The organism is Microcystis sp. M113S1, assembly GCF_020246945.1.
Taxonomy (GTDB): Bacteria; Cyanobacteriota; Cyanobacteriia; order Cyanobacteriales; family Microcystaceae; genus Microcystis.
In genome coordinates this window covers 1-13,015 of the sequence record NZ_JADBSA010000043.1, presented here as the reverse complement: position 1 = coordinate 13,015, position 13,015 = coordinate 1, and the positions used below count along the sequence as shown (strand labels likewise).

Genomic DNA, 13,015 nt, shown 5'->3' with positions numbered 1-13,015 from the left:
CTCAATTGTCTATCTTTTGGTATTAACCTATTTGTGCCTTAAGTCCTTCTTTATATGAATTTCAGCTACTTTTGGGCGTAGGCTCTCTTATCTAATTTTATTTTCAGTTAATTATTTGCATAACAATTACCGAAGAGCCGGATTTCATCACCGAGCTAGAAACCCCTTTGCCCATTTGATAAACTAAACGGTTGTTTGATTGGTTGCATAAAGTTTGAATCGTAATTTTATATCTTGTAGAATAATCCTCAGCAGATAAGTCAAGTTATCAAGCAATTTAGACATATTTTTTGATGCTTGTATTCTAATTTTTTTACTTTACACCAGCGATACAGATGCTGAGTTCTCAATGAAGATATAGCGTTTCCTGTTCACAAGAGGTACATTATCAATCCTGAAAAGCTTAATCAACAAAGGTTAAAGTGTGCCTCGCAGATGCGAGAACCGCTATAATCTATTTCAGCATCCTTGTCAACCCAGAGGGGTAATTTGCAGCAATTCTCAAGATAGTTGCTCAACTATCTCACTTAATTGAGCATATTAACCAGACAAACAGCTTTTACTGGTTTTAAAGCTGTTTTTAGCCATTAATAAACTGTTTTTTTCGGCTTTATCCGTTAATTCTGTCTGCTTGTCCTAATTCTCCCCCTTTGCCTTCAAAAAATTCTTGGTCATCTAACCGCTTAATTATCCATTCCTGATTGTAGAATAGCTACCTATGGATGTTCTGATTTGTCGGGAGGATTATCAGCAAGCTGGACTATAAGATGCGGCAGGACAAAAGTTAGTAGTTCTGGAAAAACTAGAGTCGCCATTGTAGCATGGTGTTATGATGAAGCGGTAATTAATCGAGCCAGATTGCTACCGCAAAATCTTTTAAACCGCATCCACAGGGAAACCCGTAGTTTGGCTTTTTCGGCTATGATCTTTGCATAGCAATACTTTTAAGGGTTAATGGCCTGCCAGTGAAATTCCAGTTCTCTAGCTGGTTGCCGTTTATATCCTTAAAGTGTCCCGAAGTCAATCTCAGCTTTAGATGTCATATTCCTGACTCTATAAGGGTTTGAGGCTATTTTAAATAGATACCATGTTTGGACAAATTCCCAAATTATTCTCAAGCTATACTGGCATACTAGATGCGGTCTAATACAGTTATCCCTTGACTATTTGATTAATGATGAACAACCAACAAAACGGGGCTTTGAAAGCCCAAAGCCAGGAAAATCTAACAATTTTTGCTCAACCGGCTTTTATCCCCTCCGTGACGCAGGAAGAAGAAGAAATCAACCTGCGTCAAGTCCTTTCTGTGGTCAAGCATCGCTGGTTGATAATCGCTAGCATCACCCTAGGGGTGACAAGTGCGATCACTACTTATACTTTCTTAAAAACCCCTATCTATCAAGGTAAATTCCTGCTGCTCATCGGTCAACCCATCGAGGAAAATAAAAGTTCTTCCAGACTGGCAGCCCAAGATATCCTACCTCAGTTAGGTGGTGAAGACATCGATTATGATACCCAAATCGCTGTTTTAACCAGTCCTCAACTCCTTAACCCCATCCTTAGTAAAATAACTCCTCAATATCCCGACTTTACCTACAGTGATTTAATTAGTAAGACTGGCAAATCTGATCTCAAAGTTAGTCAACTAAAAGATACGAAAGTTTTAGAAATTTCCTATCAAGATGCGGAACCAGAAAAAATCAAGCTGGTTTTAGACAATTTAGCCCGTCATTACCTAAACTATAGTTCTCAGGAACGCAAGACCGAAATTAATCAAGGTTTGGATTTTGTCAATGCTCAATTGCCCGTGCTGCAGGAACGAGTTAATTCTCTACAAAAACAAATGCAGCAATTCCGGCAGCAATACAATTTCCTTGATCCTGACAAAGAAGCGACTCGTTTATCGCAACAGTTAACCAGCGTCGAACAGGAGTACAGAGTCGCCCAAGTCGCCCTTAACGAAATTAACTCTCGCTATCAAGCTTTACAGCAACAGGTGGGATTAGACCCTAATCAAGCAATTATCGCTACTTATCTCAGTGAATCTCCCGGTTATCAAGATTTGCTCAAGCAGTTGCAAGAAGTGGAAGTGGAATTGGCGAAACAATCGGCAGTTTTTGCCAAGGATAGCCCGATAATCGCCACCCTAGAGGAAAAACGGGCTAATTTACTGCCCCTACTGCAAAACGAGGCACAGAGAACCCTAGGGGAAAAACTGCCCCAGACAGTGGGTAATTCCCCGGCTTTGGTGTCACGAAGCGCTTTGCGAGTAGAATTAACCCAACAATTGGTGGAAGCCGCTAACACTCGCCAAACCCTAGAAATTAAGGTAGAATCCCTTGCCCAAGCCCTGGAACAACAGAAAGCCTCGGTCAAAAACCTAGCCGTACTATCCCGTCGTTATACGGATTTGCAGCGAGAATTGGAAATCGCCACCACCAGTCTCGGCCGTTTTCTGGAGGAACAACAAAAACTCCAACTCAAGGTGGCACAACAAGTGATGCCTTGGCAACTAATTTCTCCACCAGAAGTAGAGGAAGATTTCGTTTCTCCTAAACCCGTGCGAAATCTGGCTTTGGGGCTTATCGGTGGCCTGTTGCTAGGTATAGGGGCGGCCTTTTTAGCTGAAAGATTAGATCCCGTTCATCATAGTGCAGATGAACTAAAAGAAGATGCCAAGCTACCCCTTTTAGGTGCAATTCCTTGGCAAAAAGACCTCGGTACGATCGAAAAAGTGAACACCGCCCTACCCCAGTTAACAGTCGGTGATCGCGAAATTACTATCCCTAATACTACTGCCAAATCAGCCAGCGAAAACCCCTCCTACTATAATTTCTCGCCCTTCTCGGAAGCTTTCCGCACTCTTAACGCCAATATTCGCCTCCTCGGTTCCGATTCCCCCCTCAAGTCCCTCGTGATTAGTTCTGTATCACCGGGAGATGGTAAAACCACTATGGCAATCAATATCGCTAAGGCGGCCGCCAGTATGGGACAAAGAGTCTTACTGGTGGATGCCGACCTGCGACGACCCCAGATTCACCTGCGACTTAATCTCAATAACGACCACGGACTCAGTAATGTCATCGCCGAGGGTCTCGATTGGAACGAGGCAATTCAACCTCTACCCCGTTACGAGAATTTATCGATTCTTACCGCCGGTTCAATTCCCCCAGATCCAAGCCGTTTGCTTTCTTCCCAGAGAATGCAGGAGATGATCTCGCAATTACAGCAAGACCACGCTTTCGATCTAATTATCTACGATCTACCACCGCTCGCCGCCTTTGCCGATGCCAAAATTCTCGCCGCCATGGCCACTGGCCTAATTCTCGTCACCAAACTGGGCAAAACCGATCGCTTTGCGCTGAAAAATCTGCTCGAAGATCTGAGATTATCCCACATTTCCCTGTTAGGTTTAGTGGCTAATAATGTTAGTCGGAAAGACCACAATTATCGTTACTATGGCCATTACTACGGCAAAAGATAATTAAATCTCATCTCAGTTACTATTTATCAGTTATCAACTTTTAATTGATGTTAAATGCGGGTTTTAATTTGGTATCGCAATGATCTGCGGGTTCACGATCACGAGGCAATTTATCGCGCTATTCAAGAACAATTCGAGATAATTCCCTTCTATTGTTTTGATGAGCGTCAATTTGGTCTTACTTCCTACGGGTTTCCCAAAACAGGCAAGTTCCGGGCTAAATTTTTATTAGAAAGCGTAGCAAATTTACGACAATCTCTGGAAAGTTTAGGCGGTAATTTAATTATCCGACGGGGAAAACCAGAAGAAATTATCCCGCAATTAGTTCAAGAATTGCAGATAGCTAGGGTTTATTATCATCAAGAGGTAACAGCAGAGGAATTAGCGGTAGAAAAAGCGGTAAATAAGGCTTTATCTGGGGTTCCCGTGCAGATAAAAACTTTTTGGACAGCCACTTTATATCATCCTGATGATTTACCTTTTACCATTAATCAATTACCAGAATTATTTACTAATTTTCGTAAACAAGTAGAACGTCATTGGCAAATAAGAACAACTTATCCCACGCCGAAAAAGTTGACAAAATTGCCTAAAATAGAGTTGGGAAACCTTCCCAGTTTAAACGATTTAGGCTTAACAGAACTAATTCTAGACTGGCGAGGTGTTTTGTCGTTTCAAGGGGGTGAAATGGCAGGAAAATCAAGGGTTAAGGAATATATTTGGGATAGTGATTCCTTAAAAACCTATAAGGAAACCCGCAATGAAATGTTAGGGACTAATTATTCCTCAAAATTCTCAGCTTGGTTAAGTTTTGGCTGTCTTTCCCCCCGTTATATCTATGAGGAAGTACAAAAATATGAGCAAATAAGAGTAAAAAATGACTCTACCTATTGGCTGATTTTTGAATTATTCTGGCGAGATTTTTTCCGATTTATTGGCAGTAAACACGGTAATACAATCTTCTATAAATCTGGTTTGCAAGGACTTAATTTACCTTGGTTAGAAGATTGGGAAAGATTTAATCTCTGGTGTGAGGGAAAAACCGGTTATCCCCTTGTAGATGCTAATATGAGAGAATTAGCCGCTACAGGATTTATGTCAAATCGTGGCCGGCAAAATGTCGCTAGTTTTCTGACCAAAAATCTCGGTATTGATTGGTGTATGGGAGCAGAATGGTTCGAGTCGTTATTAGTTGATTACGATGTCTGTAGTAATTGGGGTAATTGGAATTACACTGCTGGTGTCGGCAATGACGCGCGAGCATTTCGTTATTTTAATATCCCTAAACAGTCGAGAGATTATGATCCCAAAGGTGATTATTTACGTCACTGGTTGCCCGAATTAGCCGCAATAAAGGGCGATAAAATTCACGAACCTTATAAATTATCTCCAGAGGAACAAAAGCGTTATGGGGTGATTTTAGGGGTTAATTATCCTCGTCCCATTGTCGATTTTTTTCAATCCATCAAACACAACGAAAAAATTTATCTTCAGCATTTCAGTAATCAGTAATCAGTAATCAGTAATCAGTGTAATTCTACCTAATATTATCTCAAGAATAAAATTTTTTCTAGACAAGAAACTTACCAAAATAAAAATGATTTTAATGTCCCCAGATTTTTTCCGTTAAATTGAATTAGCAATGATAGATATATATTTGGATTATCGAACTATTTATTAGTACATGACATAGAAGCAAGCTGTGATTGGGTTATAATTTTTGCAGATGTCTAATGAACTGAAAACTCACAGGGTGCATCTCATATTGGTGACTTTCTCTCACTTATGGTGAGCAGCAGAAGTTATTAAAAGAGGGCGAATGCAATTCGCCCCTACAATAATATTATTGCGCCATCTGATAACTGATCACTTATAACTGATCACTGATTAAGACATTTCTAACATTCTTTGAATCGGCAACAGTGCCTTAACTCTTAAATCTTCAGAAATAGTAATTTCTGGAGTTTTATCTCGCATACAGAGATACAATTTTTCGAGAGTGTTCAGTCTCATGTAGGGACACTCATTACAAGCACAGTTATTTAAAGCTGGTGCGGGGATAAATAGTTTCTCTGGGGCGGATTTTTGCATCTGGTGAATAATCCCTGGTTCTGTGGCGACAATAAAGGTTTTTTCGGAACTTTTCAGGGAATAATTTAATAGTGCCGTCGTGGAACCAATATAATCGGCATGGCGTAAAACCGATGCTTCACACTCAGGATGGGCGATAATTTTTGCTTCTGGATGGGCGACTTTTAATTCTATTATCTTGCGTTCGGAAAAAGTTTCATGGACAATACAACTACCCTGCCAGAGAACTAAATCTCTACCAGTTTGCTGACTGACGTAACGGCCTAAATTGCGATCGGGAGCGAAGATAATCGGTTGATGGGCAGGGATTTGATTAACTATTTTGACTGCGTTGGAACTGGTGCAGATAATATCACTCATGGCCTTAATTTCTGCACTGCAATTGATATAGGAAATCACGATATGATCGGGATATTGGGCTTTAAAACGAGCAAAATCTTCAGGATGACAACTATCAGCTAAAGAACATCCTGCATCTAAATCCGGCAGCAATACCAACTTATCTGGGTTTAAAATTTTAGCTGTTTCTGCCATGAAGTGAACCCCCGCAAATACGATCACATCTGCTGGCGTTCGGGCAGCCTGTTGGGATAAACCGAGAGAATCACCAATATAATCAGCTATATCCTGTATGTCAGAATTTTGATAGTAGTGAGCCAGAATAACGGCGTTTAATTCCTGTTTAAGCTCTTTAATTGCCGTAAATAGGTCATCAGGTAAGCTCGATCGATTGGCGGGTTGAACAGTTGTGAACACGGTACGACTTATGGTTATTTTTACCAAATACTAAACAAGTCCCTATATCATAGCAAATTTTTTTTAAGGAGAGTGGGGAAATGGGGAAGTGGGGGGCAACTTTGATTTATTATCCTGAATTCTGTCTCCTAACCCCTAACCCCTAATCCCTAATCCCCATCCCCTATCAATGCTAGGATAAAGGCTTGAGTAGAGAACGATCGAGCGAAAGCCATGTCATCGACAGAAGTAAAAACCCCACCCCCAGACAGTCCTGAATTCCTCGATGAGTTACCCGGAGAAGTGGAAATGTCCTTATTTGACCACTTGGAGGAATTGCGGCGCCGGATTTTTTATAGTTTAATTGCCGTGGCTGTGGGTGCGGTGGGATGTTTTATCTTCGTTAAACCCCTAGTACAAGTGCTGGAAGTCCCTGCCCAAGGGGTAAAATTTTTGCAGTTGGCCCCGGGAGAATTTTTTTTCGTCTCCCTAAAAGTAGCTGGATATAGCGGCATACTGGTGGCTAGTCCGGTCATTCTCTTACAAATTATTCTCTTTGTGCTGCCGGGGTTAACCCGTCGCGAACGGCGTTTAATTGTCCCGGTAGTGTTAGGATCGAGTGTTTTATTTTTTGCTGGTTTATTTTTTGCCTATATTGCCCTGATTCCCGCCGCTTTAAACTTTTTTGTGAGTTATGGGGCGGAAGTGGTCGAACAAGCTTGGTCGATCGAGCGCTATTTTGAATTTGTGTTACTTTTACTTTTTAGTACCGGCATCGCCTTTCAAATTCCCGTTATTCAATTGATTTTGAGCTTTTTAGGCATTATTTCCTCGCAAACGATGTTATCGGGGTGGCGTTTCGTGGTTTTGGGTGCGGTGATTTTAGGCGCGATTTTAACCCCTTCCACAGATCCTCTCACCCAATCCCTGTTAGCAGGGGCGGTCTTGGGTCTATACTTTGGGGGGATTGGGGTAGTGAAATTAACGGGACGTTAGCAGTTTTTTGATAGAATTTGACGGCTGAAAACTAATTAAGCCAGAAAGCTAGAGATTGATTCTAGATTGAGTAACAAAGTGAAATATTTTTTCTTAACGGCAGGTTGGACAATAGGACGGGTGTGGGAATTTGGCGGTTTGTGGGATCACGCGAGTAGTTGGCGACGACCACCGCAGATAGAGCGATTAAATATCGGTATTTTAGAGGGAGAACAGGTTTTATGGCTTTATAAGGTGGAAGAAGCCGTGATTATGGTAGAAGTTGCCCCCAAGAGTGCAGAAATTGCCGATACTGTCCCCACCATCGGGCAAGTGGTGCTAAAACGCTTGATTAGTGCCGAACAAGTCCTCGAAATCCTGCAAAATGCCGAAGAAGTGCTGAGGAAGTAATCAGTGATCAGTTATCAGTCATCAGTGATCACTGATCAGATGTGAGTTTTCAGTGAGTGGTATTAAGTGAGGAGTATTAAATAGGGCTTGCTGAATAAATCTAAAAACCTTGTTGGATAATATCTTTAGGCTTTTTTGAAATCAAAAAGTGCCATTTCTTGGAGTGGTCGGGGGGAAAATTCCGGGACTTTTTCCCCGAAAATTAGGTAATTGACCCTCTGAAAATGGGTAAAACCCTACACCCTACACCCCACACCCCACACCCTACCCCCACGAAAAACTTTTTGCCGCAAACCCTAAATAGCATTAACAGTGCTGTCTTTTCACTGATTACTGTTTACTGTTTACTGATCACTGAAAAAAGCTCCCCACACCCCACACCCCACTTCCTTATCTGGACTATTCTGGCGGAAGACCGATCGCAAAGACTTGAAATCTGTTCTAACAATAGTTACACTTCTTTAGAATAGATACACTTTTCAAGGGATAATGTAGGTCGGCTAACTCTTGCACTTAACAGTCGAGATTGTTGGGCTTATATTTTGACCCTGAATATAAAAAGCGTCTAAGTGGACACTAAATTGTCAATAGGAGGAGCGTAGTCAATGGGACTACCTTGGTATCGAGTACACACAGTCGTTCTCAACGACCCGGGCCGTTTAATTTCCGTTCACCTGATGCACACCGCACTGGTAGCGGGTTGGGCTGGCTCCATGGCCCTCTATGAGCTGGCTATTTTCGACCCCAGTGACCCCGTATTAAACCCGATGTGGCGGCAAGGAATGTTCGTGCTGCCCTTCATGGCCCGCTTAGGTGTCACCGGTTCATGGGGTGGCTGGAGCGTCACCGGCGAAACTGGTGTTGACCCCGGTTTCTGGTCTTTTGAAGGCGTTGCCGCCGCTCATATCGTCTTATCCGGTCTGCTATTCCTAGCGGCGGTTTGGCACTGGGTTTTCTGGGATTTAGAATTATTTATCGATCCCCGCACGGGCGAATCTGCCCTCGATTTGCCGAAAATGTTCGGTATTCACCTGTTCTTATCCGGTTTACTTTGTTTTGGTTTCGGTGCTTTCCATCAAACAGGCCTTTGGGGTCCCGGGATGTGGGTTTCCGATGCCTACGGTTTAACTGGTCATGTGCAGCCCGTAGCTCCCGAATGGGGACCGGCTGGTTTTAACCCCTTTAACCCCGGGGGTGTGGTAGCTCACCACATTGCTGCGGGTATCGTCGGGATTATCGCCGGTTTATTCCATTTAACCGTTCGTCCCCCCGAAAGACTCTATAAAGCCCTGAGAATGGGTAATATCGAAACGGTGCTTTCTAGCAGTATCGCCGCCGTTTTCTTTGCCGCTTTCGTCGTGGCTGGAACCATGTGGTACGGTAATGCTACCACCCCGATCGAACTCTTTGGCCCCACCCGTTACCAATGGGATAAGGGCTATTTCCAAGAAGAAATTGAGCGTCGCGTCGAGGCCAGCATCGCCAATGGGGCCACCATCGCCGAAGCTTACCAAGCAATCCCTGAAAAACTGGCTTTCTATGATTATGTCGGTAATAGCCCCGCTAAAGGTGGTTTATTCCGTACTGGTGCCATGGATAGCGGTGACGGTATCGCTAAATCTTGGTTAGGACACCCCGTGTTCAAAGATGGCGAAGGTCGCGTTCTCAGCGTGCGTCGGATGCCTAACTTCTTTGAAACCTTCCCCGTTGTCCTGACCGACTCGGAAGGTATCGTTCGCGCCGATATTCCCTTCCGTCGTGCGGAATCGAAACTGAGTATCGAACAAAGTGGTGTCACCGTTTCTTTCTACGGTGGCGCTCTCGATGGTCAGGTCTTCAGCGATCCTGCTGATGTGAAGAAATTTGCCCGTAAAGCGCAACTCGGTGAAGCTTTCGAGTTTGACACCGAAACCCTCAAGTCTGACGGGGTATTCCGCACTTCTCCCAGAGGTTGGTTTACTTTCGGTCATGCTGTCTTTGCTTTACTATTCTTCTTCGGTCACATCTGGCACGGTTCTCGTACCATCTACCGCGACGTATTCGCCGGGGTAGATCCAGATCTGGAAGAACAAGTGGAATTCGGTTTATTCCAAAAATTGGGTGATCTTAGCACTCGTAAACAAGAAGTTTAGTTTTAGCTAAATCATCCATATAACTAAAGGAGTCAAGTCTTTGACTCCTTTTTTTGTTAATTATTAGCTCTCCTGCAAACGGGACAATAAATCCTGTTTAAAAGGTATAGGAAAGTGGGGTGTAGGGTGTGGGGAGAAACAATTGATAACTTGAGAGTTAATCACACTATTAAAAACGGATTTGGTATTAAAGTTCGATCGAGCTTTACTTTTAACAGATAACTTAAAAAACCGCCAGTTTAAAGAAATAACTAGCGGCTTTTTGCTGGGGAAAATTACCCGTAATGGAATTACAGAGAGGAACCTAAACCAGCGTAAGCTCCGTAGAAGAAAAGACCAACCACGGCGATAACGCCTAGACCAGCGATGGTGGCGACTAACCACAAAGGAATACGACCTTCTGCGAACATGAATAACACCTCCTAATTGCGATGACAATGAATCGGGACTAATTAGTTAAAGAAATAGCTGGAAAATAAAATTCCCAAGACAGCAACTAGGAGTAAACCTAGGTAAAGAGAAGTACGATTTAACTCGACAGCTTGCCGATTCGGATTAGGTGTTCTTTCCATAATTGTTCTCCTAGCGTTGAATAAACTGCATTGCCGCAATCGCACCGATAAAGAAGACAGTGGGGACCGCTAAGGTATGAACTGCCAACCAGCGAACGGTGAAAATGGGGTAAGAAATGGGTTGATTGGGATTACCACTAGCCATTGTTTTTATCCTTAATTAAAGTAAACTACTGATTAAACTGCTCGATTTGATTTTTGGCCTCAAAGCGATCATTAATGATCGGTAATTCTTGACGCTCTTGAGTGTAATACTCATCGGGACGGGGAGTGCCAAAAACATCGTAAGCTAAACCGGTACTCACGAATAACCAACCTGCGATAAAGAGCATGGGGATGGTGATGCTATGGATAATCCAGTAACGAATACTGGTAACGATATCGCCAAAAGGACGTTCGCCGGTACTACCTGACATGGACGGTTCTCCTCGGAATGATAGGACTTGAAAAATTCAATCTCTATAATAGAGACTTTCTTGACCCTGACACAAGTTTTAGGCCGGTTCGCTAGGGGGATTATATTTCAGTAAAACCCCATTTTGTCCCAAGACAAAACCCTTGTCGGAATTGATAAAAACAATTCGATAGAGATTGGAGGGGACACTTTCCACAGCGCGATCTTTTTGCCAAGATTGGCCGCTGTCATGACTGACCAAGAGATTGCCGCTACCACCAGCGATCCAAATTTCTTCGGGGCTGCGGTAGTTGAGGTCCAAAAGTCCCCAACTGGTGGAAAACTCCGGGAATACCTTATCTTCCCATGTATCGAGATCATTGGGGCTAGTAAATTGTAGTTGACCACCCCGGGCCAGGGCCCACAGTTCTCCTTTTTCACCATAACCGACTTTTTGTAAGCGGCGGGAGGAAAGACGATTGTGGGGTTGCCATTCTGTTGACCCCGGTTCCCAAGTGGAATAAAAGTTCCCGCGTGCGGAAACGGCCACATATTTACCATCATGGGAACGAACAATTGTCCGGGCCACACCCACAGCACCTTCCACTAAAGCTTGCCAAGTTTTGCCCCCGTCTTTGGTGCGGTAGATAGCGCCTAAATCCGTGACCATTTCGGCGGTTTTGTCGTTCAGGGCGATAATTCCGTAGGGGGAACCGGGTAATTTTTCACTTAAGAGAATACGGGACCAGCTGCTGCCCCCGTCTTCGCTATGGAGAAGAATTGAGGGTTTACCGACAATCCAACCCTCTTGGTTGTGGAAACTGACGGCGCTAAAGCTAACTTTTTCGTCGCCAAGGTTGAGGACTTTTTGCTGCCAGTTGTTCCCCCCATCGCTGGTTTCAAAGAGGGTAGATTTGGTTCCCACTAACCAACCGTGCTGCAGGTCGTCGGTAAAGGCGATATCGGCAAAAGTGGAGTCAGTGTCGAGGGTGAGGATTTGCCAAGGGCTATTGCTCAGGGATGGCACACTACTACAGCTAAAGCAGAAAAAGGCTACAGCTAGAACTATTACGAATTGTTTCAGTTTTCTCATCAATGGTTCAGAGGTATTGGTCAAGGAATCGGGACGGATTAGGGTTTGTACCCGATGGGTTACAGGCTCATAAGAGCCGTTAGATTTAAAGATAATGAGTGCTTGAGTTAGTTTAAACCATATAAACTAATAAAGAAAACAAATCCTAGCGCTAAAGCCCCGAAAATCAAAATATTTTTTTGTGCGGGAGTGAGACGGTTGACTCCAAAACCATAGCTAAGATTTTCTTGGAATCCCGAAGGAGCATCTTTAGCTCCGATGTTGATAAATTGGGAACGACGCACACCACACACGGGACAGCGCCACGTTTCTGGCAATTCCTCGAAGGGGGTTCCAGCGGGAGTGTTGGTTTTACTATCTCCCTTGCTGGGGTCGTAAACGTAGCCGCAGGAGCGACATTCGTAGTTGGCAGGGGCCTGGTCGGCTAGGGTTAGTTCTGGTGGGCGATCGCTCATGACTAAGATTAAAGGAATTTTCAACACTCTGTTACAAATTATCCTTGAAAATTGACCCCTCTCACGGGCAAGCCCTGACAGAATACCAAGTTTTCAAGTCTTAAAAGGATTAGCGAGGCAGCATATCGGCTTTAAAAAAAGTAAGATTAATCTATTAGGGCTTAAATGTCTATTAAAACTTTATTAAGTTGATATTTGGGCTATTTACCCTGATTTTGGTACTCAAATTTATTCCGAGAAATTGAGAAATTTCAGGCAGGGAAGAAATTAGGGGTCTGATACCAAATCCTGTTTAAAATATAGGAGATTGGGGAGCGCCAGAGCTGCGGAGCAGGGGGAAACAATCCATAACTGGGTTTTGAAAGTTGGATTGGGAGTTAATCATGCTATTAAAAGCGGATTTGGTATCATATTGAATAAATTTAATCACTTTTAGCGATCGCTTTTATATTTTGGCATAAATGGGCTGCTCCCTCCCTGTTCCCCAAAACGAAAACTTCGCACCTCACTATTAAGATAACTGCTATCAACCTTATCGAAAATTTGGGTTAAAACCCCGTCCTTTGAGGACGGCTTTAAGCTACAATGGAAAAAGCGATAACCAAGCTAAAAACTGAACCTTGACCACAGATAGTAGGGGGTTTCGTTCAGAAAAGACTTCAAATTCGGCCTT

Annotated in this window: 12 protein-coding genes; 5 read left to right on the top strand and 7 right to left on the bottom strand. The window is 43.3% G+C overall.

From position 1 onward, the window contains the following. Window positions 1–1,174 precede the first annotated feature (1,174 nt). Window positions 1,175–3,484 carry a GumC family protein gene (locus tag IM319_RS02775; RefSeq protein ID WP_287734554.1) on the top strand — a complete coding sequence of 770 codons (2,310 nt, stop codon included), beginning with the start codon at window positions 1,175–1,177 and terminating at the stop codon, window positions 3,482–3,484. Window positions 3,485–3,538: 54 nt separating this feature from the next. Then, window positions 3,539–4,996: a DASH family cryptochrome gene (locus tag IM319_RS02770; protein ID WP_287734552.1), complete on the top strand. Its 1,458-nt coding sequence runs from the start codon at window positions 3,539–3,541 to the stop codon at window positions 4,994–4,996. Between the two features lie 375 nt (window positions 4,997–5,371). On the opposite strand, the gene nadA is transcribed toward IM319_RS02770, so the two are convergent. Continuing rightward, window positions 5,372–6,331 (bottom strand): quinolinate synthase NadA, encoded by a 960-nt coding sequence (nadA, locus tag IM319_RS02765; protein ID WP_287076576.1) that lies wholly within the window; start codon window positions 6,329–6,331, stop codon window positions 5,372–5,374. Between the two features lie 213 nt (window positions 6,332–6,544). Here nadA and tatC point away from each other — a divergent pair, with 213 nt between their 5' ends. The 3 genes from tatC to psbB all read left to right on the top strand — a co-directional run bounded on the left by tatC (window position 6,545) and on the right by psbB (window position 9,828). Then, complete coding sequence (tatC, locus tag IM319_RS02760; protein ID WP_002783793.1) at window positions 6,545–7,306, top strand: twin-arginine translocase subunit TatC; 762 nt, start codon at window positions 6,545–6,547, stop codon at window positions 7,304–7,306. Window positions 7,307–7,384: 78 nt separating this feature from the next. Continuing rightward, the gene (locus IM319_RS02755) at window positions 7,385–7,696 is read left to right on the top strand and encodes a hypothetical protein (RefSeq protein ID WP_002798470.1); all 312 of its coding nucleotides are present in this window, start codon (window positions 7,385–7,387) and stop codon (window positions 7,694–7,696) included. Between the two features lie 605 nt (window positions 7,697–8,301). Beyond that, a complete protein-coding gene (gene psbB / locus IM319_RS02750) occupies window positions 8,302–9,828 on the top strand; it encodes a photosystem II chlorophyll-binding protein CP47 (RefSeq protein ID WP_149986009.1) in 1,527 nt (508 codons plus the stop codon). A 290-nt stretch (window positions 9,829–10,118) separates the two neighbouring features. Here the strand turns inward: psbB and IM319_RS02745 are convergent, their stop codons facing one another. The 6 genes from IM319_RS02745 to IM319_RS02720 all read right to left on the bottom strand — a co-directional run bounded on the left by IM319_RS02745 (window position 10,119) and on the right by IM319_RS02720 (window position 12,342). After that, window positions 10,119–10,238, bottom strand: coding sequence for a photosystem II reaction center protein J (locus tag IM319_RS02745; RefSeq protein WP_045362404.1), 120 nt, complete (start codon window positions 10,236–10,238; stop codon window positions 10,119–10,121). A gap of 42 nt (window positions 10,239–10,280) precedes the next feature. Further along, complete coding sequence (locus IM319_RS02740; RefSeq protein ID WP_002735805.1) at window positions 10,281–10,400, bottom strand: photosystem II reaction center protein L; 120 nt, start codon at window positions 10,398–10,400, stop codon at window positions 10,281–10,283. A gap of 10 nt (window positions 10,401–10,410) precedes the next feature. Continuing rightward, window positions 10,411–10,545 carry a cytochrome b559 subunit beta gene (gene psbF, locus IM319_RS02735; protein WP_002736175.1) on the bottom strand — a complete coding sequence of 45 codons (135 nt, stop codon included), beginning with the start codon at window positions 10,543–10,545 and terminating at the stop codon, window positions 10,411–10,413. A 25-nt stretch (window positions 10,546–10,570) separates the two neighbouring features. Continuing rightward, window positions 10,571–10,816, bottom strand: a complete 246-nt coding sequence (gene psbE, locus IM319_RS02730) for a cytochrome b559 subunit alpha (protein WP_002749269.1) — start codon at window positions 10,814–10,816, stop codon at window positions 10,571–10,573. Window positions 10,817–10,894: 78 nt separating this feature from the next. Next, window positions 10,895–11,887: a photosynthesis system II assembly factor Ycf48 gene (locus IM319_RS02725; RefSeq protein ID WP_287734550.1), complete on the bottom strand. Its 993-nt coding sequence runs from the start codon at window positions 11,885–11,887 to the stop codon at window positions 10,895–10,897. Between the two features lie 107 nt (window positions 11,888–11,994). Then, window positions 11,995–12,342: a rubredoxin gene (locus IM319_RS02720; protein ID WP_002757647.1), complete on the bottom strand. Its 348-nt coding sequence runs from the start codon at window positions 12,340–12,342 to the stop codon at window positions 11,995–11,997. Window positions 12,343–13,015 lie beyond the last annotated feature (673 nt).

Coding starts and splice junctions, on each gene's coding strand:
- IM319_RS02745 (WP_045362404.1), bottom strand. CDS start 10,238: ATGTTCGCAGAAGGTCGTATTCCTTTGTGGTTAGTCGCCACCATCGCT.
- IM319_RS02775 (WP_287734554.1), top strand. CDS start 1,175: ATGATGAACAACCAACAAAACGGGGCTTTGAAAGCCCAAAGCCAGGAA.
- psbB (WP_149986009.1), top strand. CDS start 8,302: ATGGGACTACCTTGGTATCGAGTACACACAGTCGTTCTCAACGACCCG.
- IM319_RS02725 (WP_287734550.1), bottom strand. CDS start 11,887: ATGAGAAAACTGAAACAATTCGTAATAGTTCTAGCTGTAGCCTTTTTC.
- tatC (WP_002783793.1), top strand. CDS start 6,545: ATGTCATCGACAGAAGTAAAAACCCCACCCCCAGACAGTCCTGAATTC.
- psbF (WP_002736175.1), bottom strand. CDS start 10,545: ATGGCTAGTGGTAATCCCAATCAACCCATTTCTTACCCCATTTTCACC.
- IM319_RS02740 (WP_002735805.1), bottom strand. CDS start 10,400: ATGGAAAGAACACCTAATCCGAATCGGCAAGCTGTCGAGTTAAATCGT.
- IM319_RS02770 (WP_287734552.1), top strand. CDS start 3,539: ATGCGGGTTTTAATTTGGTATCGCAATGATCTGCGGGTTCACGATCAC.
- IM319_RS02720 (WP_002757647.1), bottom strand. CDS start 12,342: ATGAGCGATCGCCCACCAGAACTAACCCTAGCCGACCAGGCCCCTGCC.
- psbE (WP_002749269.1), bottom strand. CDS start 10,816: ATGTCAGGTAGTACCGGCGAACGTCCTTTTGGCGATATCGTTACCAGT.